At 34.9% G+C, this 25,461-nt stretch carries 26 protein-coding genes and 5 pseudogenes; 20 read left to right on the top strand and 11 right to left on the bottom strand.

Annotated elements, in window-relative coordinates:
* The first annotated feature begins 268 nt into the window (after nt 1–268).
* The 3 genes and pseudogenes from KFO35_RS04410 (at nt 269) to KFO35_RS04400 (ending at nt 2,200) form a co-directional block, all read left to right on the top strand.
* On the top strand, nt 269–622 hold the full coding sequence (locus KFO35_RS04410; RefSeq protein WP_002314933.1) for an ArsR/SmtB family transcription factor: 354 nt from the start codon (nt 269–271) through the stop codon (nt 620–622).
* Nucleotides 600–1,277 (top strand): type 1 glutamine amidotransferase domain-containing protein, encoded by a 678-nt coding sequence (locus tag KFO35_RS04405; RefSeq protein ID WP_002314934.1) that lies wholly within the window; start codon nt 600–602, stop codon nt 1,275–1,277. The genes KFO35_RS04410 and KFO35_RS04405 overlap by 23 nt, the downstream gene beginning before the upstream one ends.
* Nucleotides 1,278–2,200, top strand: a pseudogene (locus tag KFO35_RS04400) (NAD-dependent epimerase/dehydratase family protein). It abuts the gene before it with no gap.
* 80 nt (nt 2,201–2,280) lie between these two features.
* Here KFO35_RS04400 and KFO35_RS04395 read toward each other — a convergent pair.
* The 5 genes and pseudogenes from KFO35_RS04395 to KFO35_RS04385 form a co-directional block, all read right to left on the bottom strand.
* On the bottom strand, nt 2,281–2,673 hold the full coding sequence (locus KFO35_RS04395; protein ID WP_156271901.1) for a VOC family protein: 393 nt from the start codon (nt 2,671–2,673) through the stop codon (nt 2,281–2,283).
* 109 nt (nt 2,674–2,782) lie between these two features.
* Complete coding sequence (locus tag KFO35_RS04390; RefSeq protein ID WP_002314937.1) at nt 2,783–3,574, bottom strand: TraX family protein; 792 nt, start codon at nt 3,572–3,574, stop codon at nt 2,783–2,785.
* A gap of 392 nt (nt 3,575–3,966) precedes the next feature.
* Nucleotides 3,967–4,202 (bottom strand): annotated as a pseudogene (locus tag KFO35_RS14385) (hypothetical protein).
* Nucleotides 4,203–4,361: 159 nt separating this feature from the next.
* Nucleotides 4,362–4,622, bottom strand: coding sequence for a hypothetical protein (locus tag KFO35_RS14135; RefSeq protein ID WP_070704634.1), 261 nt, complete (start codon nt 4,620–4,622; stop codon nt 4,362–4,364).
* A gap of 181 nt (nt 4,623–4,803) precedes the next feature.
* Nucleotides 4,804–5,217: an Hsp20/alpha crystallin family protein gene (locus tag KFO35_RS04385; RefSeq protein ID WP_002291922.1), complete on the bottom strand. Its 414-nt coding sequence runs from the start codon at nt 5,215–5,217 to the stop codon at nt 4,804–4,806.
* 191 nt (nt 5,218–5,408) lie between these two features.
* Here KFO35_RS04385 and KFO35_RS04380 point away from each other — a divergent pair, with 191 nt between their 5' ends.
* Nucleotides 5,409–6,047: a hypothetical protein gene (locus KFO35_RS04380; protein ID WP_156271899.1), complete on the top strand. Its 639-nt coding sequence runs from the start codon at nt 5,409–5,411 to the stop codon at nt 6,045–6,047.
* An 80-nt stretch (nt 6,048–6,127) separates the two neighbouring features.
* On the opposite strand, the gene KFO35_RS04375 is transcribed toward KFO35_RS04380, so the two are convergent.
* Entirely contained in the window at nt 6,128–6,613 is a 486-nt protein-coding gene (locus tag KFO35_RS04375; RefSeq protein WP_156271897.1) for a hypothetical protein, read from the bottom strand.
* A 137-nt stretch (nt 6,614–6,750) separates the two neighbouring features.
* On the bottom strand, nt 6,751–6,966 hold the full coding sequence (locus tag KFO35_RS04370) for a DUF378 domain-containing protein (RefSeq protein WP_002293281.1): 216 nt from the start codon (nt 6,964–6,966) through the stop codon (nt 6,751–6,753).
* A gap of 221 nt (nt 6,967–7,187) precedes the next feature.
* Between KFO35_RS04370 and KFO35_RS04365 the strand changes: the two genes are divergently transcribed.
* From KFO35_RS04365 to KFO35_RS04330, 8 genes are all read left to right on the top strand, one after another.
* Complete coding sequence (locus KFO35_RS04365) at nt 7,188–7,988, top strand: SDR family oxidoreductase (protein WP_002314942.1); 801 nt, start codon at nt 7,188–7,190, stop codon at nt 7,986–7,988.
* Nucleotides 7,989–8,006: 18 nt separating this feature from the next.
* Complete coding sequence (locus tag KFO35_RS04360; RefSeq protein WP_002314943.1) at nt 8,007–9,875, top strand: BglG family transcription antiterminator; 1,869 nt, start codon at nt 8,007–8,009, stop codon at nt 9,873–9,875.
* Complete coding sequence (locus KFO35_RS04355; protein WP_156271895.1) at nt 9,868–10,359, top strand: transcriptional regulator GutM; 492 nt, start codon at nt 9,868–9,870, stop codon at nt 10,357–10,359. Before KFO35_RS04360 ends, KFO35_RS04355 begins: the two co-directional genes overlap by 8 nt.
* Nucleotides 10,347–10,901, top strand: a complete 555-nt coding sequence (gene srlA, locus KFO35_RS04350; RefSeq protein WP_156271893.1) for a PTS glucitol/sorbitol transporter subunit IIC — start codon at nt 10,347–10,349, stop codon at nt 10,899–10,901. Before KFO35_RS04355 ends, srlA begins: the two co-directional genes overlap by 13 nt.
* 17 nt (nt 10,902–10,918) lie before the next feature.
* The gene (srlE, locus tag KFO35_RS04345; RefSeq protein WP_002314946.1) at nt 10,919–11,914 is read left to right on the top strand and encodes a PTS glucitol/sorbitol transporter subunit IIB; all 996 of its coding nucleotides are present in this window, start codon (nt 10,919–10,921) and stop codon (nt 11,912–11,914) included.
* Between the two features lie 17 nt (nt 11,915–11,931).
* Entirely contained in the window at nt 11,932–12,330 is a 399-nt protein-coding gene (locus tag KFO35_RS04340; RefSeq protein ID WP_002314947.1) for a PTS glucitol/sorbitol transporter subunit IIA, read from the top strand.
* Nucleotides 12,314–13,009, top strand: coding sequence for a fructose-6-phosphate aldolase (locus KFO35_RS04335; RefSeq protein WP_002314948.1), 696 nt, complete (start codon nt 12,314–12,316; stop codon nt 13,007–13,009). Before KFO35_RS04340 ends, KFO35_RS04335 begins: the two co-directional genes overlap by 17 nt.
* A gap of 377 nt (nt 13,010–13,386) precedes the next feature.
* The gene (locus tag KFO35_RS04330) at nt 13,387–14,172 is read left to right on the top strand and encodes a glycerophosphodiester phosphodiesterase (RefSeq protein WP_002314949.1); all 786 of its coding nucleotides are present in this window, start codon (nt 13,387–13,389) and stop codon (nt 14,170–14,172) included.
* 289 nt (nt 14,173–14,461) lie between these two features.
* Here KFO35_RS04330 and KFO35_RS04325 read toward each other — a convergent pair whose 3' ends face one another.
* Nucleotides 14,462–15,349 carry a peptidyl-prolyl cis-trans isomerase gene (locus tag KFO35_RS04325; RefSeq protein WP_002314950.1) on the bottom strand — a complete coding sequence of 296 codons (888 nt, stop codon included), beginning with the start codon at nt 15,347–15,349 and terminating at the stop codon, nt 14,462–14,464.
* A 184-nt stretch (nt 15,350–15,533) separates the two neighbouring features.
* Here KFO35_RS04325 and KFO35_RS04320 point away from each other — a divergent pair.
* Together KFO35_RS04320 and KFO35_RS04315 are read left to right on the top strand one after the other, a co-directional pair.
* Nucleotides 15,534–16,371: pseudogene (locus KFO35_RS04320) on the top strand (CPBP family intramembrane glutamic endopeptidase).
* Between the two features lie 195 nt (nt 16,372–16,566).
* Nucleotides 16,567–17,461: pseudogene (locus KFO35_RS04315) on the top strand (LPXTG-anchored fibrinogen/nidogen-binding adhesin SgrA).
* A gap of 245 nt (nt 17,462–17,706) precedes the next feature.
* On the opposite strand, the pseudogene KFO35_RS14380 reads toward KFO35_RS04315, so the two are convergent.
* Nucleotides 17,707–18,039, bottom strand: a pseudogene (locus KFO35_RS14380) (Spx/MgsR family RNA polymerase-binding regulatory protein); the annotation flags it as partial.
* Nucleotides 18,040–18,194: 155 nt separating this feature from the next.
* Here KFO35_RS14380 and KFO35_RS04305 point away from each other — a divergent pair.
* From KFO35_RS04305 to KFO35_RS04295, 3 genes are all read left to right on the top strand, one after another.
* Nucleotides 18,195–18,701, top strand: coding sequence for a cysteine hydrolase family protein (locus KFO35_RS04305; RefSeq protein WP_002314954.1), 507 nt, complete (start codon nt 18,195–18,197; stop codon nt 18,699–18,701).
* Between the two features lie 168 nt (nt 18,702–18,869).
* The gene (locus KFO35_RS04300; protein WP_033704973.1) at nt 18,870–20,783 is read left to right on the top strand and encodes an alpha/beta fold hydrolase; all 1,914 of its coding nucleotides are present in this window, start codon (nt 18,870–18,872) and stop codon (nt 20,781–20,783) included.
* Nucleotides 20,784–20,787: 4 nt separating this feature from the next.
* Nucleotides 20,788–21,789, top strand: coding sequence for an alpha/beta hydrolase (locus tag KFO35_RS04295; RefSeq protein WP_002313716.1), 1,002 nt, complete (start codon nt 20,788–20,790; stop codon nt 21,787–21,789).
* Between the two features lie 244 nt (nt 21,790–22,033).
* Here the strand turns inward: KFO35_RS04295 and KFO35_RS04290 are convergent, their stop codons facing one another.
* Nucleotides 22,034–22,240 (bottom strand): DUF3955 domain-containing protein, encoded by a 207-nt coding sequence (locus KFO35_RS04290; protein WP_156271889.1) that lies wholly within the window; start codon nt 22,238–22,240, stop codon nt 22,034–22,036.
* 843 nt (nt 22,241–23,083) lie between these two features.
* On the bottom strand, nt 23,084–23,233 hold the full coding sequence (locus KFO35_RS04285; protein ID WP_002293298.1) for a hypothetical protein: 150 nt from the start codon (nt 23,231–23,233) through the stop codon (nt 23,084–23,086).
* Nucleotides 23,234–23,395: 162 nt separating this feature from the next.
* On the opposite strand from KFO35_RS04285, the gene KFO35_RS04280 reads away from it, so the two are divergent.
* The 3 genes from KFO35_RS04280 (at nt 23,396) to KFO35_RS04270 (ending at nt 25,444) form a co-directional block, all read left to right on the top strand.
* Nucleotides 23,396–23,887, top strand: a complete 492-nt coding sequence (locus KFO35_RS04280) for a flavodoxin family protein (protein WP_002309158.1) — start codon at nt 23,396–23,398, stop codon at nt 23,885–23,887.
* A gap of 243 nt (nt 23,888–24,130) precedes the next feature.
* Nucleotides 24,131–24,331, top strand: coding sequence for a cold-shock protein (locus KFO35_RS04275; RefSeq protein ID WP_002293303.1), 201 nt, complete (start codon nt 24,131–24,133; stop codon nt 24,329–24,331).
* Nucleotides 24,332–24,856: 525 nt separating this feature from the next.
* Nucleotides 24,857–25,444 (top strand): metal-independent carbonic anhydrase family protein, encoded by a 588-nt coding sequence (locus KFO35_RS04270; RefSeq protein ID WP_002320081.1) that lies wholly within the window; start codon nt 24,857–24,859, stop codon nt 25,442–25,444.
* The last annotated feature ends 17 nt before the right edge of the window (nt 25,445–25,461 follow it).

Raw genomic sequence — 25,461 nt, 5'->3', positions numbered from 1 at the left:
TTCGGCAACCGGCTTACCAGTTGCGACGAGTTGAAGGATCATGTCTTTTCTTTCTTGACTGTACTTTTTCATTTAGCGAACTTCCTTTCGTTCGAGGTTATTATAGTCCTCTCCCAAAATGTGTCCACTAAATCATCCTAACACCATTGATATTTTTTTCTGAAACCGTCAAATCATAAAGAAGATACTTTTCTGAGCAAAGGAATTTACATATTTTACCAAATATAGTTTAATGGTTTAAACATATAAACTAAAGAGGTGAGCTACAATGATTAGACATGATCGTTTAAAAACAGAACTAGAATCATTGAGTGGTTTTTTAGCAGCGTTAGGTGACGCAAAGAGACAATTAATCTTGATTAGACTATTAAATGAAAAAAGCTGTCATGGCTTGCAAGTAGGAGAACTAACTGACGATACAGGTTTATCAAGACCAGCAGTATCACACCACTTGAAAATTTTAAAAGACGCCGATTTATTAGAGGTCAGAGAAGAAGGAACTAAAAATTTTTACTATCTAAAACACGAAAATAAAAATATATACAAATTAAGAGATTTTTTGAATGATGTAATAACTGAAATAGAGGAGCTAAAAGACAGTGAAGAAAATTCTGATCGTTGAAACAAACGTCAATCAATATAAAGGAACAAATAAAGCTACTGGGCTTTGGCTAGGAGAAACAGTAGAATTTTTAGCAGAAATCTATAAATATCAGTTTAAAGCTGATTTTGTTAGTCCGTTAGGTGGCTATGTGCCGATTGATCCTAGAAGTATGAAAAATCTAGATCCTGATGTTATGGACATTTATTCTAATGCAACATTTATTGAAAAAGGTTTGAGGAATACGTTGTCTCCTGCAAACGTAAAGAGTGAAGATTATATTGCTATTTACTTTACCGGAGGACATGGTGTGATGTGGGATTTTCCAGAAAATAACGCATTACAAAAAATAGCGAGTGATATTTATGAATCAAATGGCTATGTATTATCTGTGTGCCACGGTATAGCAGGTTTATTGAATATCAGACTTGCTAATAATGACTATTTAATAGCAAATAAAAAATTGACTGGTTTTACTAAAACGGAGGAACGATTAGCGATGAAAAGCAAAGTAGTTCCTTTTGATAATGAAGAGATGACTGTAAAGAGAAAAGGACATTTTATCAAGAAGCGTTTCTTTAAGAGTCATGTGGTAAAGGATGGACATCTGATTACTGGACAAAACCCGTATTCAACAAGAGAACTAGCACGAACATTCATCAAGGAGGTTATCTAAATGCAAACAGTTATTGGTAGTAATGGCCAAATTGGATACGAATTAGCAAAAGAACTCAATCAAACGTACGGGAAACAGTTGCGCTTAGTTAGTCGAAATCCGAAATCAATCAACGATACAGACGAACTAATCTCAGCGGATATTTTAGATCGTGAGGCAACTATTCGTGCTGTAGCAGGAAGTGAGATTGTTTATTTTGCTGCAGGATTACCGATGGACTCCGAACAGTGGAAAACAAAATTTGAAATCATGTTAGAAAATGTCATACAGGCTTGTAAAGAAACAAAGGCGAAATTAGTTTTTTTCGATAACACTTATATGTACGAAAAAATGACACGGAACAATTTGAGGATAGCAAATTTATTTATGATGGTATCAAATCCACTGTTCGAGCTAAAATGGCAGATCCGCTAGTGACTGAAATGGAGAATCCTGACATCGATGTGATGATTTGTCGCGCTCCTGAATTTTATGGACCTAATAAGACGCAAAGTATTACAAACAGTTTATTGTTTAACCGAGTGAAAGACGATAAGACTGCTTTGGTACCAATTTCTGATCAAACTTTAAGGACCTTGATTTGGACACCTGATGCTAGTAAAGCCATGGCACTTTTAGCAAATCATCCTGACACTTATAACCAAACTTGGCATCTACCTTGTGATGTAAGTCGAACATATGAAGAGATGATAAAGTTGATGGAAGAAAAGTTGTGCAAACCGGTAAAATATAAAGTGATCAAACAATGGATGTTTGATCTTGGTTCTATATTCAATAAAAATATGCAAGAGCTAAAAGAGTTACTACCTAGATATCATTATGATAACAAGTTTAATTCTGATAAATTTAAAAAGAAATTTCCAGATTTTGAAATAACAACATTCTCCAATGCGTTAGACGAATTATTCAAATTAGAAAAGTAATGCTACTCGAGAGAAAAAGCGATAGTTGCCATCCACTAAATATGGAAAGTCAACTATCGCTTTTTCGTTTTATCTCATGACTAGAATAACAGTTGACAAGTAAAGCCAAACTTGTCAGTCACCCAGCAAACTTCCGTATACTTTTCGTAATTTTTTTCATGCATCATTACGGTTCCGCTATCTTTTAATGTATTAAATGCCTGATCAAATTCTTCCTGATTATCTACTTCAATCAAAATGGTAGATGCCCAGGTGGAGACAGGCGCAGGGAAATCTTTTGACATATCCAAAAATCCAATTACTTGATTGCCTAACTTAAGTTTACCTTCAAGGATAAGATCCGATTCCTCTTTGCTCGCATCCCCATACCGATTCAACTTAGTGATTTGGGAGTTAGGAAAAGCTTTGTGATACCAATTGATTGCTTCTTCTGCTTGACCATTATATGTCAAAAACGGTAATAGTTGCTTCATCTTTTTCCCTCCTGCTTCCTTTTTTGAGATCGATTGCAAAGCGATTGTAACATGGAATGGGTAAAAAAGACTAAAGACAGGAACTGAATCGAAATGGTCATTCATCAGTCTAGTATTTATATAAAAAGGCAGACAGCAAATATAATAGGGCAATATGTGCCGGATAAAAAATATAAAAGAAATATTTTATTCCTTTTCCTTTTTGTCCGTTATATAGCAAGATTGGGATGATTGAAAAGATCATTATCCACTGGGTCGTACCTAAAAAGAAGAATATTCCAGCAACAATCGAAATGATGACACATTGAATGTTACGATGATTTCTTGCTAAATAAAGCAAAGGAATCAAAAGAACCATAAAACTATTTTCTGCCAAAAGCAGTGCAGGTAAAAATGATGTAATCAGTATAAAAACAACTTTGTTTTGAAGGATAACAGGACTAGAAAATAACAACGGGATAAATAATGAGAGCAAGATTGGTAAAATGAATAAGAGAATACTTGTAACAATCTTTTTCCAACTTCCTGTATTTTTTCCTTCAGTGAAAAGATCGATTGCATACATCATGACCGTACCAATAAACAGATCTCTGAAAATGTTATTCATTAATACTACTTCATCATAATGAACGATATTACCTAAAAAATAAGTAAAAAAGGCCATAAGAACCATTGAGAGATAAAGCCGCTGCATATATTTCTTTTTATCATGTGTATGTGAGAAGCCTACAACGCTTATAAAAAAGAACAAAGTAGCAACTGGTCTACCAAACCAATCCAGCCAGTCGGGGACACCAAACGGATAAAACATTTGATGAATGTGATCGACAAACATCAATGTAATCCCTAAAATTTTCAAGTCAAAGGTAGAAAGTCCTCTTTTCAAACGAACAGTATTCAAATTTTCCCCTCCTAATGATTAAATAAATGAAACAAGTGACAATCACATTATTAATGAATTGAAGTAAGAAATACAATCGAAAAGTCGAACATTTTTGTCATGTGAATCACTGCAAAAATCAAAACAAAGTAGAAATTATCTTTGGAATATCAGAGAATGAGGGGGGAAAATAGTATGTAACTATAATTAAATGATGTAAACTTATAATTTGCAAATAATTTCTATGCCAATGTATCACGAACCTAAAAGTAATCCAATTTGTCTAAACGTTTATCTATAATAAAAATGTGCGAAATACCGCACTTTTTTATCTTTTTATTTGGTTTTAATGCAAAAAATCAAGTTACAAGATAAATTAGTTGGGACAAACGTGTTTATACATTATTTTTTATTCAAAAAAATAGCACAATGGCAAAGAACATAAGTGAGAGCATAAGCCCCAAGGAATGACTAAAAAGAAAAGCAGAATCACATGCCATGTCATCCTAAATTTCTTCCAGAAAATAAATAAGCGGAAAAAAGGGAAGAAACAGCAAAACATCGATCCAGCACCATTTTCCCCCCTTTTGAAGTAACATAAAACAATAAACATGAATGTGCAGGGAAGTAAAAATAAAGCTTTACTCATAGCTAACAAAATACCAGCTCCTTTTATTCTTTATCCCTCACATTCAAAGAGTAACAATGGTATGTACTTAATAATAGAAAAATGGATCAACTTGTATGAATATCAAATGAAAAGTTCTACGCCAAAATAAAAAACTTCCAGCCAATTTTGACTGGAAGCTTATTTTTTTCTGAAATATCCTAACACACAAATGAAAAAGATGGCCGAAGCTAATAAACCGATTTCGTAGTAAAACAATGAAATACCAGAGTCATAATAATAAAAGCCTCTGATTTTATGGATAAAATAAATCATCGGACAAGCAGATAAAAGTAAGTATTTGTTCGGTTTTTTGAATAAGTAAAAGAAAATACTGATCATTATGATGAATGGTATCCAAAATAAAAGTTTACTTAAGACAATCAAATGATCAACTCCCATATTTTTTACCAAGAGAGATCATACCATCTTTATCGCCAAAACAAAATATTTTTTTGTATCGTTTGAAATTTTAATTAGGATTATTGAATTAGTTCTGAATAACTATAAATTTCAATTAGAAATCACTTGTTCTTATCAAAAATAAAAATATCGCCTCTCATTTATTGAGAGGCGAAAGTTCTTAGTTTAACTCAATTTTTTTCGTTTCTTTTGGATGATGCGCCGTTTTAGGTAATGCTAATTTCAGTACACCATTTTTAAAGGTTCCGGTGATTTTTTCTTCATCAACATCAGGAAGATAGAATGAACGTTTGTAAGAGACCGAATGTCTTTCTTTCCGTACATAGTTGCCATTTTCTTTATCTTCCGTATGGGACTCGTGGTTGGCGGAGATCGTCAAAGTATTGTCTGAATATTCAACTGTCGTGTCTTCTTTGTCACAGCCAGGCATATCAGCTGTTAGTTTGTATTCTTTTTCGTTTTCAACTAAATCTACTTTTGGATAACTTGAAACACCTAAAAAATCATTGAACGCTGGACTAAACACATCATTGAAATCAGGGAACATGTCGCGAATGCTAGGTACATTTGCCATTTTTGATCATCCTTTCAATAGAGTATTTTTTATTTATCCCTATTTATGTAATAACTCTATTTTGAAAAAAATTCAAGTATAACGGTTGTCTTTGTGAATGTTTCATCTAGTGAATTACAAAGGTTATCTTTCTAATTTGAGAAAGGGTTTGCTAGAATAATAGTAAGAAAATAATTTAGAGAGGAGAAAATATGGCAAAAACCACAAATCCCTATTGGCGAGAAGAAAGCAGAATCTATCATTTAGAATTAGAAATCACTAGGACAAGCAATCCACAAAAGAAACGTGAACTCGGCTATCTTTTAGAAAAAGAAAAAACAGCTTTGCAGCAACGAAAATGGCGAGATCGAGAAGCGCGAAATTACCAAATAAAAACGATACGTAAAACCCGTAGAAGAAAAATCGTCTATTACACATGTTGTATAGCAGGAATCATCATCGTGTCATTTTTTATAATAAGCAAATTCTTTTACCCAAATGTAGAAAAATTGGATTTAGAAAACCATCCGGCGACTAATTTTATTACACAACTGACAAAAAGCGAAGTAGATACCACAAATTTAACAAGAGAGCAAGTAGAGAAGTGGGCATACTATCATTTGAAGTTAGAAGATCCAACTATTGTAAGCGCTAACCATTATTGGTTTGACGTTCGTATCAATCAAGTTAGAGAAGTAGAAGTAGATATTTTTATGGAAGAAGTAGCTGTAGCAAACTATGTAGTTGACGCAAATGGTCACTTATATCGTATGACTGTATCTGACAAAAAAATGGTGGCGAATAAATGGGACGTACCAGAGAATTTTGAAATAGAAAACGCGAACGATTGAGATACTCGTTCGCGTTTTTCAAAATAAAATAGCGTTAAAACACACAATGAACAGACAGAAATGTGAAATTTTCTATATCATCAAAACGGTGTGCCGTACGCATCAGTAATCAAGATCACTCCATCGGGGGAAACTCGATAGAAACCGACACTTCCTGATCCTCCTTGGGCACGAGTCTGCTTGCTAGAAGTCGTGAACAAATAATCTTGATCGATTTTTTGATAAAAGCTAGTAACGATATCTTCACTTTGTAATTCGGAACGATGGGAAATAAGAAATAGAAGTGCTTCATCAGAGTTTTCCAATGGAAGAGAAGGTTCAGTTCTTTCTTGCATTTCAGATGTTGAAGAAATGGTAGACGACTGAATGCTTGATTGGCTATATTGAGAATCTACATTATTAGTAGAAGTATTAGTAATGGAAGCAGTAGAAGTACTTTTAGTTGAACCGACTTTAGGTGTTGAATTGGTTAGTGAAGATTCATTGATAGAATTCTTTGTAGCATTTCCACAGGCTGAAAAAAGTAGTACAACCCCCAACAATCCTACGTAAATCCCTTTATTCATGATGGTACCTCCTAAAATAGATTATCTTGATTCAGTATACCACTTTCCATGTGGAATCAGATGACTTCAAATAAAAAAACCTTCCCACTAATGGGAAGGTTCATGAAGATAATTGCTTTTTTAATAATTATAGCTTTCTAATATCTTTCATCAACTTTTCTAGTAATCATAGGGAAAAATTTCAAGCAGTAAATCGCACAAATACCTACGATGATATAAATGATCTTCGCAAAAATAGTTGTTGAACCACCAGCAATCATAGCTACTAAATCAAATTCGAACAAGCCTACCAACAACCAGTTCAGCCCTCCCACAATCAATAAAGTTAATGCAATAGCATCTAAAGTTTTCATTAGAATTCTCCTTTCTTAAATGATAAAACAATTATATATCAAAAAGAAAAACATTGCTTATATAACGCTCAGGGATTTTAGCAAATGATGCAAAAAGAGGAAAATTTTTTGCTCTTCCATTAGTACACATTTTTTAGCTGAAGCTGTAAATTTCATGTCTTAATTTTTTCTAGTGAGCTTTTATACTGGATTTGTAAGAAAAAAGAAGGAGAGGATCACATATGTCGGATTGGTTGGATATTGCAGGAAAAGTAGTAATTGTAACTGGAGGTTCCTCAGGAATTGGAAGAAGTATTGTCGAAAATTTGTTGAAACAGAATGCACAAGTAGCGAATTTTGATGTAACTGAATGCCGTATACAGCATGAAAACCTACTATCTTTAAAAGTCGATGTGTCTTCTAAAACGGACATAGAAGAAGGGGTATATAAAGTAATGAAACACTTCAAGACGATCGATGGTCTAGTCAATAATGCAGGAATAAATATACCTTCTCTTTTAATAGATAGAAATCATCCAAAAAGTAAGTATGAATTATCAGAACAAGTTTTTGATAAGATGATCGCTGTCAATCAAAAAAGTGTATATTTGATGAGTCAAGCAGTGGGAAGAATCTTGGTGCAAAAGGAGTCAGGAGTGATCGTGAATCTTTCTTCTGAATCAGGATTGGAAGGATCAGAAGGACAGAGCTGTTATGCTGCTACAAAAGCAGCGATGAACAGTTTTACTCGTTCTTGGGCAAAAGAGTTAGGAAAGAGGAATGTTCGTGTGGTAGGTGTTGCACCAGGGATACTGGAAGAAACCGGTTTGAGAACACAAGAATATGAAGAAGCTCTTTCTTATACGAGAGGTATAAGCGTCGAACAGCTGAGAAACGGTTACAGTCGAACAAGTACGATCCCTCTAGGAAGGAGTGGTAAGCTGCAAGAAGTGGCGGATCTAGTCTGCTATTATCTTTCAGAAAGATCAAGTTATATCACTGGAGTCACGACTAATATTTCAGGAGGTAAAACAAGAGGATAAAGGATAGGGGGGACGCACGTGACGCTAGTAAACAGATGGTACCAATTATTGAAATTACTAGTCGCTCACAAGAAAGTTTCAATCCAGGAAGTGCAAAAAGAAATCAAAACCAGTAATCAAACCATAAAAAAAGATATTGGGGAATTGAATGAAGAAATTGCCGGTATTGCAAAAATCATCCAAAAAAACAAACATTTTGAACTTGAAATTTATGATTTTGATTTTTTTGATGAGATCATGCAAGGAAAATTGAAAACAGCCAGTGATTTCAATTCGGCATCCAAAAGAATCGCTTATTTACTAAATAGGCTGATCGAAACAGAGGATTTCTTACGTATGGATGATTTATCTGAAGAAGTCGGTGTCAGCAGAGGAACAGTGGTCAAGGATCTAAAGACATTAAAAGAGATGATAAATGATTTTGATGTAAAGATTACAGGCACACCAAATAAAGGACTAAGAATAATAGGAGATGAGCTAGAATTACGACTACTTTTGTTTTATTTTGTTTCTCCCTACTTTTCAGAGACGAAAACAGAACAGTTTCTAGAAGAAAAACAAGCAATCAAACATTTTCAGAAGAAGACGAATGCTAGTAAACAAGAAATCACTCTTTTGACGAAAGTTATCGGTATTTCTTTGAATAGAATCTCTAGTAACTATCTGTTGAAGAAGCCCATCAATCGTTACAGTGGGTGTTTTGAATATATCCAAGAATTCAATGAACTGATCACTCGGTTGGAAGAAATCTATGAACTAACTTTGAGCCAATATGAAAAAGATTTTATCAGTTTTCCTTTGAACATCATCAACACAAGTATAACGATGATAAGGAAAGCTAACTCTGATTTGCGCTTATATTTCGACCCCATGATAACGCGTATTCGACGATTAGATCTCATTGATCTGGATGAGTCCTTCTTATATCAAGAGATGAAACAGCACCTCTCTTTATTGATAAATCGGGTAATTTTTCGTTATCGATTGACTGATTTATTTTATGGTGAGATAGAAAAAAAGTATCCTTTTTCTTACCAAATCACTAGCGAATGCATACAAGCATTAGAAGCTATCTTGCAACATAAGATCTCTAAAGTAGAGATCAGCTACCTAACGTTGTATTTGGAGTTAGCATTTCGATATCAAAAAGAGCATTTTTCCTCTAAAAAAGTAGCCATTGTTCATACGACAGGAAAAGGAACAGCATTAATGATACAAAGACAAATCAAAAGGATATTGGGGACGGATATACAAATAACACATATTTCAGAAGAACAATATGAAAAAGTAGATCTAAACAAATATTTTGCTGTTTTTACAACGATTCCGTTAAAAAATGTAAATGAAGAGACACCGGTGATCCATTTGACTAATCTTTTCGATGACTCTTGGTTAAGGGCACAATGGCAAAAAGCAAAAAAAAAGCGGTTAGTCGGGTTTCATTCTACTGTTTTTTTCTATCAAATATGGAAAGAAAAAAAGACGTATCAAGAATATTTAAACAAATTAGTCGCTCCTTTGATCAGAGGCTATTATGTGGATCAAGAATTTGAAAAAAGGATCTTGAAAAGAGAATCTCAGCAAAGCACATTTGTTAACAAAGAATTTGCTTTTCCTCACACAACCAACCAGCTATCCCGACACATTGTTTTATCAGTGGGGCTAATAACTGATCAAGGTTTAGCAGAAACAGGAGGAAATGGAGTTATTTTTTTATTTGCCATACCTGAAGAAATGACGGCTGAAGTTGAAAATGAATTATTTGAGCTATACGATATCCTATTTGAACTCATAAAAATGGGAATAGATGAGTTTATTGAATTAGCACCGACAAAAGAATCATTTTTAAAACTAATCAAAAGTAAAGGAGAGAGACTTCATGAATGATAAGTATCTATTCATAGTTTTCGCAGCTTCAGCTTATATGCTGCAAGCAGTTATCGGTTGGAAGCAGCTAAAGCATTTCAATCAAACATATAGCGAACTGCGAAGAAAAGGAAAAGTAGCGATTGGTAAACGACCTGGGAAAATCCGTTCAGGCACGATTGTTATGCTAGCTATAGACGATCATGATCAAGTTTTAGAAGTCAGGAAAATGCAAGGGGTTACATCTTTGGCTAAATTTCATTCATTACCTCTCTATGTGGGTGAAGATATCCATTACATCGATCGTTACCATCCCTCAGTTCGAGCGGAAGATCGTTTGACACAAGCAGCTTTAGAAAATGCCAGAGAAGTATACTTACGAATAGAGGCAGGAAACGAAAAAAGTGAACAATCTTCATTGCCTTTTATTGCTATGCTCAATAATTTTCGGATATGGAAAAGTACGATCAAAGAAAAAAGGAGTGACAAACGATGGATATCATAACAAAATTTGCTGAGGGATTTATGAGGCTGTTCCAAACAGGTGCAGAAACATTCATAAGCTGGATGACAGGAATCGTACCAGTTGTCTTGATGCTGATGGTCGCAATGAATACGATGATTGCTTTTTTAGGTGAAGACCGAGTAACGAAAGTAGCCAAGTTATCAGCGAAAAATCCGTTTACTCGTTACCTTGTTTTACCGTTCTTATCTGCTTTTATGTTGGGAAATCCTATGTCATTTACAATGGCTCGTTTCCTTCCAGAATACTACAAACCAAGCTATTATGCTGTTCAAGCTCAATTTTGTCATACGAGCAATGGTGTATTCCCACATATTAATCCTGGAGAATTGTTTGTATGGATGGGGATTGCTCAAGGGATCGAGACCTTAGGGCTAAATTCGATGGAGCTGGCTATCCGATACTTGTTTGTGGGACTGCTGATGAACTTTATTGGTGGTTGGATAACTGATTTTACTACTGGATTTGTATGCAGACAGCAAGGAATCGTTCTTAGCAAAAAAGTAGAGCTTTCAGTTGATTAGAGAAAGGAGAGTTTTTAATGTATAGCGATATCAAGATCGTAAAAGGAAACGGCGGGTATGGAGGTCCTTTGATTATTAGGCCGACAAAAGATAAACACAAGTTCATCTATGTTACAGGTGGAGGTGAGAGGCCAATGATCGTAGATAAGATAGAAGAACTGACAGGTATGGAGTTTATCAATGGATTCAAAACATCAATACCTGATAGTGAAATCGCGCTTGCAATCGTTGACTGTGGAGGGACTCTTAGATGTGGAATTTATCCTAAAAAAGGGATACCAACCATCAATATCGTTCCCACAGGAAAAAGTGGCCCATTAGCACAATATATCACTGAAGATATTTATGTTTCAGCAGTAGGGTTAGAACAAATACAGCCGCTAATGGAAACTGATGATAACAAAGAAACAGTAAATACTGCATCTCCAGATAAAAAGTACAAATATGATACTTCTAAAAAGATAACCGAGCAAAAAGCAGAGCAGCAAAACTGGGTTGCAAAGATTGGAATGGGCGCGGGAAAAGTAGTTGCTACATTCAATCAATCAGCAAGAGAAGCAGTAGATACGATGATCCGGACAGTGATCCCTTTTATGGCTTTTGTTTCCCTTTTGATTGGTGTGATCCAAGGTTCTGGAATAGGTAATGTATTTGCTAACATCATGGCACCTTTAGCAGGAAATGCAGTTGGATTAACAATCATTGGCTTTATTTGTTCACTGCCATTTTTATCTCCTTTGCTTGGTCCAGGGGCAGTTATTAGCCAAGTGATCGGAACATTGATCGGTGTAGAGATTGGGAAAGGGAATATTCCTCCCCAATTAGCATTACCGGCACTATTTGCTATCAATACTCAAAATGCATGTGATTTTATTCCAGTCGGTCTAGGTTTGGAAGAAGCAAAAGCTGAGACAGTAGAAGTAGGTGTACCATCAGTTCTTTATTCAAGATTTCTTAACGGCATCCCACGAGTTATCATTGCTTGGGTAGCAAGTTTTGGATTATATAGCTGAGTTTAGGAGGAACAGAGATGACGATCTTTGAAACGGTTGTAACAGATGTTGGTATAGAAGCAGAAGTATTCAGGAAAGAAAAAATAATGATTTTATTTGGAGATGAAGCACCGGAAACATTAACAGATTATTGTTATAAGATTGAATTGAATCAGGTAATAAAAGAAATAACTTGTGATATGAAGCTCTGCTTTGATAAACAAATGTATGTAATCACAGCAGTAGGAGATGTTGTCCAAACTAATTTGAATGAATTAGGACATATCACGATAAAATTTGATGGATCTCATGAGCCGGAACTTCCAGGGACAATGTATGTAGAAGATAAAGAAATGCCGCATTTAAGAAAGGGGACAATCATTAGAATCGATCAAGAGGATCAGAATGGGGGAAAGCCATATGGAAATCATGCTTGATACAGCAAATACACAAAGTATTTATTCTTGCCAACAGTTTTTGAATCTAACAGGCGTAACAACAAATCCTACTATTCTGAAAAAAGAAGGAGCGTCAAACTTCTTCTCGCATATGAAAGAAATCAAAAAAATGATCGGACAGATTCCCATCCATATTCAGACAATAGGAAGAACGGAAGAAGAAATGATAGAGGATGCTCAAGTTATCATAGAAGAACTAGGAAAAGATACGTTTATCAAGGTGCCGGTGAATCAAGCAGGCCTTCAAGCGATCAAAAAGTTGAAAAAAGAAGATTATTTGATTACCGGTACAGCTATTTATACGGAATTACAAGGGTATTTAGCTATTAATAATGGGGTAGATTATATTGCACCTTATTATAACAGAATGCAAAATCAAGGCATTGATGCTATGAAAGTGATTGATTCGTTGCGGACTGAGATCGAACATACGCAAAGTCCAACAAAAATATTAGCAGCTAGTTTCAAAAATTGTGAACAAGTCACTACAGCCATTCGATCTGGAGCTCATGCGATAACGTTAGGTAAAGAGCTACTAGATCAAGTGTTAGAGATGACCTCGATTGATAAAGCAGTGAGGGGCTTCCAAGAAGATTGGGTGCAAACTTTCCAAGCAGAAACGATTGGTGAACTAAAAAAGGTCGCTGATTACTTCTGAAATCAATTTATCCATAAAATAAACGATAGCCTTCTCGAAAACTCGAGAAGGCTATCTAACGATTCAATATTCATTAATTTAAAGTTTCGGTGACTATTACTAACTATTACTTATTTCTCATTTAAACGATGTATTCCCTAACCTCTAATACATCCTTGTAACTCTGAAGTTACGCCAGTTTTGAATAAATTTCATAAAAACAAATGAAAAGTGTCGCATAAAAATATCTTTCGTGTTTCTTTAGTATAACAGAACAAGAAGAAAAAGTCCATAAGGGATATTTTTAGCTCGTTTTAAAATAACTTTTTAAACAGGTTTAAGTTTGCTATACTTGTTTTTGAGGTGATTTGGCAAGTGAAAAAAAGATTGGAATAGTAATGCTATTCACTGTTTTATTAACAGGATGTGTTTCATTAGCAAATAATTGGTTGGAACATGAAGGTACTTACTTAGTGGCTCATCGTGGCGCACACATTATTGCGCCTGAGAATACGGTGGAGAGTATCCATCAAGCAAAAATATTAGGCTACCAAGCAGTCGAGATTGATGTTCGGACAAGTAGAGACGGCGTGAATTTTTTGATGCATGATGACACATTGGATCGAACAACAGATGGAACGGGGAAACCAGAGACATACACGATCAAACAACTAAAGAAGTTTAATTTAGATACGAAAAACTATCCAGAATACGTAAATAAAAAAGTTAAGATACCTACTTTTGAAGAAGCCGTAAAGGAAATCAAAAAAAATAACTTGATTGTCAACGTGAATGGTTCAAAAGGAAACTGGCAGGATGAACATTTTGTTAATGACATCGTAAACACGCTAAAACAAAATAGTGTGTATGAACGTTCATTTTTTGTACTGACGGATAAAAAGATCCGAGACGAAGTCGTAAAGAATCATCCTGACTGCACAGTATCTTGGTTATATGACCAAAAAAATAAACTTGAAGATGAGATTGAACAAGTAAAAAGTTATAAAAAAGCGTTGCTCTCAGTATCTAATGATGCTGCTACAGAAGAAACAATCAATAAACTAAATAAATCTGGAATCGAGTATCAAGTGTATGGGGTAAATGACGTTAAACGATTTGAAGTGTTAAAAAAATCATCCGTTCCAATCGTAGAAACGGATGAAATCAATCCTAGTGATTTATAAACATAATATATTCATTTTATGTAATTATTCATCTTTATATCCATTTTTGAACCTAGGTCGTCAAGTTGACTTAGGTTTTTTTATATAGCATGTTCATAAATAAAAAAACTTCTTTTTTATTTTATATTGATATGATTGTGATAAATTCAGTTACTTGTTTTGGTATGGAACTTGTTTTGGTATGGAAAAAAATAACCCGCATGAGGTCGTGGCAGAAGTGTTCATCTTTAAGAAATAAGAAGTAATTTCCGAAACTTGCTTGCCACATCCCCAATCGGGTCAAACTTGTTTATTTGAATATATTTTTTACATAAGGATCTTTAATAGTTACATTGTCTTTTTTCATCACTTTATGGATTGTTTTATCCATGAATTCCGTATCAAGGGTTTTTGTTTCCGTGGCGATTTTTTCTAGCTCTGATTTGTATTTATCTTTATTGGCACCTTTATCCTGTTTTTTTACCATTTTTACTAGATAATAGCTTTGCTGATAAGTCGTTGGATCTGTTACAGGAATGATATCAGAAACTTCCCCGTTGTTTAATTGAAATGCTGCTTTTTTTACTTCAGTAGGAATCCCTGGATTGGTTGAATCAAAATTCATTTTTCCATCAGTTTCCTTTAGTGTTTTATTTTTTCCATAAGCTTGAACAAGCTTGGAGAAATTTTCCCCTTCATTTACTTCTTTTTTTGCATTATCTGCTTCTTCTTTAGTCGAAAATGGGATGATCTGTGTACTAACTTCTGGATGGAATTCTTTCCAAGCAGTGTCTAGATCTTTATCTGTTAATTTTACATTGGCTTTCAAACCGTCCTGGAAAGCCAGCATCTGTTTCAAAAGTTTCTTATATGTCTCTTCCGTTTGGCCAACTGCTTTTAATTGTTCCTTGTAGTTTGGACCAAGTTTTTTGATTTGTTCATTATATTCTTTTGTTACTTCCTTTGAAGAAATCTCTTTTCCGTATACATCATCAAACGCTTTGAAGACGATCATTTTTCTTAATAGTGTTTGATTGTTTGATTTAACTTTTGGGTTATCATAAAAATCCTGAACTGTAAGTGTTCCACCTTTAAACGTTGCAATTGTTTCATTGGACTTGCTACAACCTGAGAATAGTAAAATAGCAAATCCTGAAAGGCACATAATCAGTAGTTGTTTTTTCAAAAAATTTCCCATCCTTTCCTTATTAAAGACAGTCTAACAGAAGAACCAGGCAGACAGTCTTTCATTTTCGTAAGGTTGCTGTAGACATTCTTAGTTCGTAAAAATCTTTTCTCTCTATGATGGAGAACATTTAGATATTTTTCACGAGACAAGAAAGAAAAGGGTTATTACACTTAATATAAAGGAGGGATGAAAGATGATCAGGATTATTCGATTGATTGGATCTGTTTTAATAGTCTTAGTTGGTTTTGTTTTAGGAATTCTTGTCAATAATGCACTTGCGGATATGTTTCTTGGAGACAGTGAATGGATTGGAGCAATTGCTGGTACGGTTGGACATTTAGTTGTTTTTTTACTAGCTTTATTTCTTGCTAGTAAGGTAGAAGGGAAAAAAGTGGAAGATTATGGTATTTCTGGACGAGGAAAAGACTGGGGATATTTAGCGGGAGGTCTCGTTGGTGGAATTGGAGTGTTTCTGCTTATTACTAGTCCATTATATTTGATAGGGGCGTATCGGTTAGATTCAGGAAACGCAAATATTGTGCCGCTGATCACGAGTTTTATTTTATTTATTGCAGTGGGGTATCCGAAGAGCTTTTATTCCGTGGCTTTTTTCAGCACCAGCTGCTTAGATTTGGTCCATTAATAGCAATGATTGGATCTGCTGCATTATTTGCTCTTTTACACGGATTGAATCCTAACATGACATTTCTGGCAGTTTTCAATATCTTTTTAGCAGGTTGCTTTTTCAGTGCACTTATCTACAGTACAGAAAGTTTATTTACGGCCATCGGTGCTCACATTACTTGGAATTGGACTCAAGGAGCTATTTTGGGTATACCAGTCAGCGGAACGCAAGAACAAGGTTTTTTCTCCACTCTGGTTCAATCGCAAAACACAATAATTACTGGGGAAACTTTAGGGCTGAAGCGTCTATATCGACTACATTATTCTTGTTAGTCTTGATTGTTGGTTTGTTACTCTATGCATATAAAACAAAGCGGATGAAGAAATACACTGCTGTTTATCAATAAAAGATGAAGAAAGCAAGGCTGATATCGGTCTTGCTTTTTTAAGTCTTTCATTGATTAAACGAAAAAGTAAACAGATTCAAACGAATACACGACATCTTTTGTTAGATTTTCACAACTGACTGTCGTGTTCTCATCATTTTCATTTTATATAATTCCTTTATCAAATAGAAGGTAATTATATGGAGAGTGATTGAAATGAAGAAAACAGCGACCGTATTATTTGTTATTCTTGGGCTAAGTATAATTGCAGCAATGATTGGAATCAGTACTTCTGCAAATGAACGGACAAATGAAAATCTTTCATTTACTGTGAAAACTGATCGGATCGTTTATGACGTGACACAACAAGTCATTACTATTCTGATCAAAACAAATAAAAGCGTGAATGCTAGTGATATACATGCTGTTCTAACATATGGTTGGGATGGTAATGGAAGTTCAGAAAAGGTTATTGGGGAAGTTTATTTAAAGGACGTACAATGGACCGCTGGTATTGAGTATACAATAATGATTTCTGCAGAACTATCGATTGATGAGATCAAGAGTAAGGATAAAGTTGATTTGATTGTTTTTTATGATGGACAGATGACGATTACGGAGAATTTGAAACCAAGTAGTTGGACAGTTGTTGGACCGTCGAGCAGTACGGATAGTACGAGTAGTGAAAGCAGTACAGAGAGTACGAGCAGTGAAAGCAATACGGAGAGTACGAGCAGTGAAAGCAGTACAGAGAGTACGAGCAGTGAAAGCAGTACGGATAGTACGAGTAGTGAAAGTAGCACAGGAAACACAAGTAGCGAAAGCAGCACAGGAAAAGTAAATAATGAACTTGATTTGGTACCTATCATACCAACTAAGGAACAAAAGAGAAATGCAGGGAGCAACCTAAAAAGTGTGCTAAAACAGTCTGATTTTGTTTCTCGTGGAATTGATCATCAAGAAAAAGCGAAAGAAACAGATAAGAGAAAAAGCGATTTACCAGAAACTGGTAGTAGAACCATAAACAAGCTAATTACATGGATGGTTGTGTTACTCATTTTGATTTGTAGGAGCAAGCTATTTTCGTTCTCTCTTCCATCGAGTGAAATAAAGAATAAAAGCAACAGATTTAAAATTGAATAAAACGATAGATTTTTGAGTGAATATTTCATTCGAGAGTGCTGTATTGCCTGGCGAAGTTGTAGCTTTGCCAGGTTTATTTTTGTTTACTAACATATTTGAGAAACAGGAAATAACAGGAACGCAAAGATTATTTTCTTTAAAATCAACAAGATGACCAGAAAGCAAGAGTTCGTTGAGCTCTTGTTTTCTTTTAGTTTTAGGAAGGAACATCCTGATTTTATCTTCGCTAAATCCAGTCAAAAGTTTTGCAGGTTGGTCGTAGATAATCGGTTTTTTCAATAAAGAAGTGGACGTACGAATCTCAATATATAGTTCACTTAAACTGAGCTCATCTATTCTGTGAACAAGATTTTTATAACTAATAGAATGAGTAGAGAGCATTTCGGTCACGCCATTGTTTGTCAATTTTAGTAAGTGGATAAATTCATTTTTGGTTAGTGGTTGACGAATTAAGTTCTGTTCGATAAACGGTATATCATGTGTGATAAGCCAACGTTTTGCGCGTCTAGAAGACGAGCAACTAGAACCTATATATAATTTAATCATGATACATTCCTCCAATAGCTAAATATTTATGAAATAATAACATGAAGAAATAGTCGAAAAGTGCCATTTATAGGTGTAAAATAAGAAATTGTTGTCACGTATAAAGGAACTAACTAGATAAGAAATACTATTAAATCAAGAAAGAAGGCATACGTATGTCAAACACAGCCGACGCATTCGTAGTGATCGATTTGCAAAAAGGGGTATGTTTTGATTCTTCGACGATACACGGATTAAAAACAGTGACAGCATTAGTGAATAAAGGAATCAAAGCATACGAAACGATTGGAAAGCCAGTTATTTTCGTTCAACACGAAGATGATCAATTAGTACCAAAAACAAAACCATGGGAGCTATTGTCGGAATTATCTATTCCTGAACACAGTTATTTTGTGAGAAAAACCCATGCGAATTCATTTTATAAGACTAATTTGAGTATGTTATTAACTGAATTGGACTGTCATTCGATCGAATTATGTGGGGCGCAAACAGAGTATTGTATAGATACGACTGTGAAGTTTGCTCATGGATTAGGATACCAGCTTATGATGTGCAGAGGAGCAGCGACGACTTATGATCATCCTTTTATGAAAGCAAAGGAAACAATCGCTTTTTACGAAAAGATTTGGGATAAACGATTTCTGACATTTTTGGAGCAATAAGCTGTTTCATTGTTTAAAGAAAAGCAGAATGGATAAACCAGTATCCATTCTGCTTTGTTACGTAAATTGAGAAAATAATCCTGTTCTATTTTTATGGGATAAACCGTTTGTTTTTTGTATAAAAAATGTTTGCGTTTACATATAATTCTCCTAGAATCATAAAAAGGAGTGAATCGATTGAGAACAAAACAAGTGTTAAAGGGAGCGTTGGTCGTCTTATTTGCTGTAAGTACAAATGTCCCGCAATGGTCAGTATATGGAGAGAGTATCTTTTCCGAATCGGGATCTAGGGAGGTCGAAACCACGGAAACAACTGATGCTAGAAACGAAACGAAATCGAGTACTTCACAAACAGAAACAAGTACTGAAACAACGGCTGAGACATCTGTTACTAGCACAGATCAAGAAACGACCGCTACCACAGATAACCAACAAACAGATGAAGCAACAGCTACAAAAACGCCAAACGACAAATCCTCTTCTGCTAAAGTAAGTGACAAAGAGAATGGGACAGAAAATGATGATATCGGTAAAGGCGAAAACTTCAATGGTAAGAAATATCTTAATTACTTCGGTAAACAGATGACAGATATACTTAATGGACCAGTAGATGAAATTAACGCACGACTAATAGGTTTAGTATTAAGTGAGCTTTTTGGTAAGGATTATGGTGTAGACAAAGAGATTATCAAACATCTGATTGCTACTTATCTATTGTATGATATCGCTTTTTCTAAAAATAGTGTGTTGATGTCAATGCTTGGAGGTACAGATGATGGTACGACGCCTACAGAAAACACAGGCTTCTATACAAACACAAAACAACTTCATCAAACTGTACTAAACAAACAAGACGGCAAAATGATGGATGTGTATGCTTACTATGTCGACCAGGGTTCAGATAAAACAGTCATGATCCATGGCGGATTTAGAGGGAATTGGAATAATGGGATCGTTACAGAAGAATACAATGATTTTTATAAGGCAGGGTATAATTTATTATTTGTTGATTCCAGAGCAACTGGTAACAGTGGAGGCGATTATGTAACCTATGGACAATATGAATCAGATGATGTCCTTTACTGGATCAATCAAGAAGTTCGAGAACGTCCATCTCAAAAGATCCTGCTGTATGGTGGTTCCATGGGAGCAGCTACGATGATGTCTGTATTAGCAAAAGATATCCCAGTCAATGTCAAAGGAATTATTGAAAATTGCGGATTTGCATCAATCGATGAACAACTACGTTTTACGTATAGCCAGACAGTAGTCCCTGCATTACCGCCTGCCATAAAAAATCAGTTAGACATCATTGGGGATCAAGAGCATGAAGATTTGTTTATGGGGCTTTTGAAACAATATTATTTTGATCAGGAGATGCATTTGGATCCGACAGCCGCTCTACCTACGATTGGAATGTCTGGTTCATTGCCTAAATTGATCATCCATGGAACGGCAGATGATGTAGTACCTGTGTCTAACGCGCAAAAACTATATGAGTTAGCAGGAGGATATAAAGACCTTTTATTGGTAGAAGGAGCAGGGCATGGAAAGGCACAGGAAGTTGACCATGCTGCCTACACGAAACATGTAACGGACTTTTTGAAAGTAGTGTTCCATGATCAGATAAACGTGAAATATGTGGATGAAAACAATAAAAGTCTACTCAAAGACCAGGACGAAATCCGGCTTTACGGAGCTTATGGAGAGAATTATGTGACAGAGCAAAAGACATTCGAAGGATACGAATTAGCAAATGTTGAAGGACCGACTGAAGGGGTTTTTAACGAGACGACACCAACTATTATTTACCATTACAAAAAAATCCCAGTAGTTCCACCAAAAAAACAAGATCCGGCAGAGAATGCAGATAATAAGGGAAAGGATGAACCTCGAGATGATCAATCAAGTGATGATACGCTACCGATTCAGATGACAGTGAAAGTACAAAAAAAGACAGATACAAAAAAAGGAATGTTGCCGAAAACTGGGGAAAAGAAACATTCGCTTCTCATTTATTCAGGTGGATTTTTATCTGCTAGCACGATTATCACATGGATTTGGCGAAGAAAGAGAGGGTAAATGAATGAAATGGTTCAAGCGAATAGTGATTGCAGTGCCAGTTATCATCGTAGTTATTTTAGTCACTGTATTTTTGATTAATCAAATCACACCAAAGCCGATTAGTTTGCTTGTTAGAAAACAATTTGACACAAGTGAAAAAGAACAAGTATATGCCAGACCAGACGATTTCCAGCAAAAAATCAAACAAATCGATAGAAATAAAGAAATAACTTATCCTTCAAAGTACAAAAACAATCATATGGATATCTACACACCGAAAACGGAGAAGAAAAAGTTGCCCATCCTTTTCTGGATGCATGGAGGCGCATATGTAGGAGGGGATAAAAACGATTGTCGTGATTATTTGGAATACCTATGTTCAGACACGCAGCAGATCGTCGTAAATATCGATTATGAACGATCACCTGAAGCAAAGCATCCTACACCAGTTATCCAATTGAACGAAGCCATTCAAGCAGCCAAAAAAGAGATAAAAGAGCAAGCGGATTGGTCGAATATTTCGATTGGTGGCGATTCAGCAGGCGCACAAATTAGCGGAGAGTATTTGTTAGCACTTCAAAACGAAGAAATCAAAAAAGCCGATCAACTTGATCCAACTTTGGAGAACAAGCAGATCACAAAATTTGTTTCTTTGTCTGGACTACTAGACCCTTCTGCATTTACCCAAGTAAGTGATAAGATTTCTAGCTTTCTTTATGCAAAATGTGGATGGGCTTATTTTGATAGTAAGAACTTTGAACGTTTAGAAGACGTCAAACATTTAGCTTTAGCAAGACATGCAGACCGTTGGACGCAAAAAACATTCTTGACGGATGGGAACACAAATACGTTTACGAAACAAATGGAACAAACAGCTTCTGCATTTGAAAAAGTAGGAGTGAAAGTCACAAAAGTAGACTATACGAAGAAAAATGTTGTCTTGAACCATGAATATCAGTTTGATTTTAGTAATAAACAAGCGCAAGAAACATACCAAAAATTAGTAGCATTTTTCAAGGAATAAACGCTCATGATGTAAAAGAGGATGTGAAGAAACTGCTTAGTTCCGAGTCAGAAGGAACTAAGCAGCTTCTCAGGTTTGATGAATAGTGGGACTGGTGACTGAAGAGCTTGTAGGTACCGTGTATCAGTTCTCGCGAAAGAGACGTCCAGCCTATTGTCAAAAGATTGTTTATGGAAAATATTTATTCGGAATAAGGAAAGGTGATATGTTTTTTTTTACGGTCTCTTTTACGTAAATTTTATAGTCAGATTTGTTGTTTCGATCGTTTAAAAAAGGCAACAAATCCGAATCCAGTGGAGGCAAAAAGGGATAAAAGACCGAGCGGTAAGCAAAAGAATGCTGGTTCTACTAATATTCCGTTGTTATTGATATAAGGCTGGGAGCAAAGATGAATAGCAAATAAAATTAATGCACTAGCGAAAAAAAGCAAAGAAATATGAATAGCTTTCATACGCAGCACCTCCTTTTTTTATAATTATAGGATAGATAGATTAAGAATTCATAAATGTGTCAAGTTTGTTAGAACGTGAACAAAAAATACCATCCATCTATCATAAGTAAGTTTGGAGCAAAGTTATCTCATGATAAATGAAAAAGGATTCATCCATCATATAGATAGGAAGTTCATTAGTATATGTCTAGACCAATAATGGAAAATATGAGAAAATAATAGAAAAGGTTTAGGATACCCCAAAAAAGAATTTCCCCAAAAAATCGATGTATCCTAAACTTTTTTATTTTACATAGCAATCATAACAACTGTGAAATAAAATTACAAACGATAACCTAATATGTATTCGAAAGCCAGTTTTATCCGGAGAATGCTTGATTCATCAAATATTTATTTTTATTTTTTAGAAAATAAGAAACAAAACTAATAAAAAAAAGAAAAAATAAATTTTTTCCCTACTGTATACTATCCTTGTTATCGCATCTAATAAGTCACTCGAATAATACCAATACAACCTTCTCCAAAGATGTGATAACATACGTTCTAACCCACCGACTATTGATGTTCTGTACCACCCTTACAGAACCCGAAAAGCCACTACCAAATATTTGGTAATGGCTTTTTAGGTTTTAATGGATTTTTTACTTTTTCTGTTATAGTAGGATTCTTCCTTTTTTTAAACAATATTTAGTTGATTGAGTTAGTCGAATACAATCGTCAATTAGATGGAGGGTTGTCAGAAGAGAAGAAGTTATTGAAAACACAAAACGCACCTACTGTTATCATCCAGTAGATGCGTTTAAAGAGAAGAACGAGAATCGTCCATATGAGGGTTTCCACTCCTTATGCAGATTTTTTTAATTCTTGCACTGCTTGTTCGATCGTAACACCTGTTGCTACATGATTGCTATTTTCTTTGTCAAAAACGACAAAGAGATTCAAATCTGTATCCAAGGTTACTCGATATTGTATATCTTTGTTATAGAATGTCATAGCCATTCTCCTTTCTTTAAATACTTGCTGAAAGGCAACGAACACGTTGATAACGAAATTCCATTTATAAGTATATCACCAATTGAAAGGTTTTCATAGTTAAGAAAGTTTAAAGTCAAAATTTAGCAATCATGTTGTAAAATAAAGTGGGGAGGGAACACAATGACAACTATATTTATAAATGCAAGTCCAAACAAAGAAGGTATGACTAGTAAGTGGGGAGCGAAAGTTCTAGAAGGAATAGATTATGAGAGGATCGATCTTGTAGATTTTCATATTGCTCAATTAGGTCAAGTCAAAGCTAATGATGATTTTGATGCCGTCATGGATAGATTGGCGAAGGCGAACTACGTAGTTATTGGTACACCGATTTATTGGTGGGATATTAGTGGACTGCTTAAAACGTTTATTGACCGTTGGACAGAATTATTCCAAATCGGACTTGATTCAGAAAACGCGCCATTACACCAGTTACCAGTACTATGGATCGTTCAAGGAGCAGCGCCAGAAGAAGCCATACCAGGCATAGAGAGAATGCTAGAAAATATTAGTAAACGATTCGTGATGGATTCACAAGGAATACTATATCAAAAGAAACAAATCTCTGAAGCAAACAGACAACTTAAACAAATGCTAGTAGATAAAAACAAATAAATGGAGAACAATAGGCGGCTCAAACGCGGTTATCCAACTTTTTTTATCGATTCGAAGACAATAAGTTTTATATTTTATTGCATTATTCTTGTGTTATTAGAAAAAGCATGATATATTAAATAAGTAATCTATTTTGAAACGTAATTTGAGCGATATATCTACATAGATAAAACTCCTTTTGCCTATCAAATATTTATTGCAACGAAAAAACGTACATTGATACGTATCAGGAGGAATTTATTTATGAATAACGGTACAGTAAAATGGTTCAACGCAGACAAAGGTTTTGGCTTCATCACTGGTGAAGATGGAAATGATGTATTTGCACATTTCTCAGCTATCCAAGGCGACGGTTTCAAAACTTTAGAAGAAGGCCAAGCAGTGTCTTACGATGTTGAAGATGGTCAACGTGGCCCTCAAGCAACAAACATTGTTAAAGCTTAATAAAAATTGACTTTTAACCGTCTTTTCTTTCGAAAAGACGGTTTTTTTTTGTACGAAGAAATTCATCAATCGTTGAATAGGCGGAAGGATGTTTTTCTTGGTGCTTTTTTGCTTCGTCCTTTGCTTTTTCATTTCATAGCTGTGTTTGTTTGTCAATAGGTATTTTCGAGAAGTATTTTACATAAAGTGGTGTATCGATTATTAAAACAATAAAAAAACAGATAAACTATTACTTTTGCATAATTATTTAAAGAAAATTAAAACGAAAAAGCCTAATAGTAGTAAGATTTTAAAAGGATTTTTTTGTTTTTAGATAACGATGTTCATTTAATTAATTTTAATTATGTCTTTTATTTTAAATGTATTGAGCTTATTTTTTTATTTAAAAATAACAATGTTATGTATTATGAAAGTTATAAGAGTTTTTAAATAAAATTTAAGAACATTTAGAAATTATTAAGCTTTAACTGAAAATAAAAAAACGAAATGTTATTATTTTAGTCTGTTTTCAGGGGGGATAATCTTATGATAAAAAAACTATTTTTACTATCAACATTAACACTAGCAATGGCAGGTTGTTCTACAACCGATTCGGCAACTGAATCAACAACAGAAACAACTGAAGACACGACAGAAGAGGTAAAAGTTGAGACGATCACAGAAGCCGAAGTCGACGAAGCACGGGAACGCTGGGCAGAAGCAATCATAAGTATCGGTACAGCAAGCGAAGAAGGTATGGAGGAAGCAACAGAAAAAGCAGAAGAAGTCATCGAGACATTGTATGCATACGACGAAGGTGCTGTGCTTTTTAAACCAACTAAAGCTGCAGAGTTACCATTCAGGGCAACAAAAGAAGAAGCACTTTCTTATTTCGTTGGCGGTGATATCAGCGAAGATTCTGGTTTTGCGTTAGAACCTTGGACAGACATCCGCTTCGACAATCATGAAACGATCATCGATACGGATTCAGCAATCGCATCAGGAGAATATTACTTTACTTCTGGGAAAACGGGTGATGAAACAAAAGTAGAATATACTTTCGGATTTATACGTGATGACGAAGGTAACCTGAGAATCAACTTGCACCATTCGAGCTTACCCTACGTTGGTTAAGACTTTTTCGATGAGTA

Origin of the sequence: Enterococcus lactis, from assembly GCF_015751045.1 — a bacterium.
Taxonomy (GTDB): domain Bacteria; phylum Bacillota; class Bacilli; order Lactobacillales; family Enterococcaceae; genus Enterococcus_B; species Enterococcus_B lactis.
The sequence above is the reverse complement of the archived record's forward strand: the minus strand, read 5'-3'. Positions and strand labels throughout refer to the sequence as shown.

Bases quoted from the DNA above. Each gene is read 5' to 3' on its own strand.
- KFO35_RS04410 (WP_002314933.1), top strand. From the start codon at position 269: ATGATTAGACATGATCGTTTAAAAACAGAACTAGAATCATTGAGTGGT.
- KFO35_RS04395 (WP_156271901.1), bottom strand. From the start codon at position 2,673: ATGAAGCAACTATTACCGTTTTTGACATATAATGGTCAAGCAGAAGAA.
- KFO35_RS14135 (WP_070704634.1), bottom strand. From the start codon at position 4,622: ATGGGAGTTGATCATTTGATTGTCTTAAGTAAACTTTTATTTTGGATA.
- KFO35_RS04385 (WP_002291922.1), bottom strand. From the start codon at position 5,217: ATGGCAAATGTACCTAGCATTCGCGACATGTTCCCTGATTTCAATGAT.
- KFO35_RS04380 (WP_156271899.1), top strand. From the start codon at position 5,409: ATGGCAAAAACCACAAATCCCTATTGGCGAGAAGAAAGCAGAATCTAT.
- KFO35_RS04375 (WP_156271897.1), bottom strand. From the start codon at position 6,613: ATGAATAAAGGGATTTACGTAGGATTGTTGGGGGTTGTACTACTTTTT.
- KFO35_RS04370 (WP_002293281.1), bottom strand. From the start codon at position 6,966: ATGAAAACTTTAGATGCTATTGCATTAACTTTATTGATTGTGGGAGGG.
- KFO35_RS04365 (WP_002314942.1), top strand. From the start codon at position 7,188: ATGTCGGATTGGTTGGATATTGCAGGAAAAGTAGTAATTGTAACTGGA.
- KFO35_RS04355 (WP_156271895.1), top strand. From the start codon at position 9,868: ATGAATGATAAGTATCTATTCATAGTTTTCGCAGCTTCAGCTTATATG.
- srlA (WP_156271893.1), top strand. From the start codon at position 10,347: ATGGATATCATAACAAAATTTGCTGAGGGATTTATGAGGCTGTTCCAA.
- srlE (WP_002314946.1), top strand. From the start codon at position 10,919: ATGTATAGCGATATCAAGATCGTAAAAGGAAACGGCGGGTATGGAGGT.
- KFO35_RS04340 (WP_002314947.1), top strand. From the start codon at position 11,932: ATGACGATCTTTGAAACGGTTGTAACAGATGTTGGTATAGAAGCAGAA.
- KFO35_RS04335 (WP_002314948.1), top strand. From the start codon at position 12,314: ATGGAAATCATGCTTGATACAGCAAATACACAAAGTATTTATTCTTGC.
- KFO35_RS04330 (WP_002314949.1), top strand. From the start codon at position 13,387: ATGCTATTCACTGTTTTATTAACAGGATGTGTTTCATTAGCAAATAAT.
- KFO35_RS04325 (WP_002314950.1), bottom strand. From the start codon at position 15,349: ATGGGAAATTTTTTGAAAAAACAACTACTGATTATGTGCCTTTCAGGA.
- KFO35_RS04305 (WP_002314954.1), top strand. From the start codon at position 18,195: ATGTCAAACACAGCCGACGCATTCGTAGTGATCGATTTGCAAAAAGGG.
- KFO35_RS04295 (WP_002313716.1), top strand. From the start codon at position 20,788: ATGAAATGGTTCAAGCGAATAGTGATTGCAGTGCCAGTTATCATCGTA.
- KFO35_RS04290 (WP_156271889.1), bottom strand. From the start codon at position 22,240: ATGAAAGCTATTCATATTTCTTTGCTTTTTTTCGCTAGTGCATTAATT.
- KFO35_RS04285 (WP_002293298.1), bottom strand. From the start codon at position 23,233: ATGACATTCTATAACAAAGATATACAATATCGAGTAACCTTGGATACA.
- KFO35_RS04280 (WP_002309158.1), top strand. From the start codon at position 23,396: ATGACAACTATATTTATAAATGCAAGTCCAAACAAAGAAGGTATGACT.
- KFO35_RS04275 (WP_002293303.1), top strand. From the start codon at position 24,131: ATGAATAACGGTACAGTAAAATGGTTCAACGCAGACAAAGGTTTTGGC.
- KFO35_RS04270 (WP_002320081.1), top strand. From the start codon at position 24,857: ATGATAAAAAAACTATTTTTACTATCAACATTAACACTAGCAATGGCA.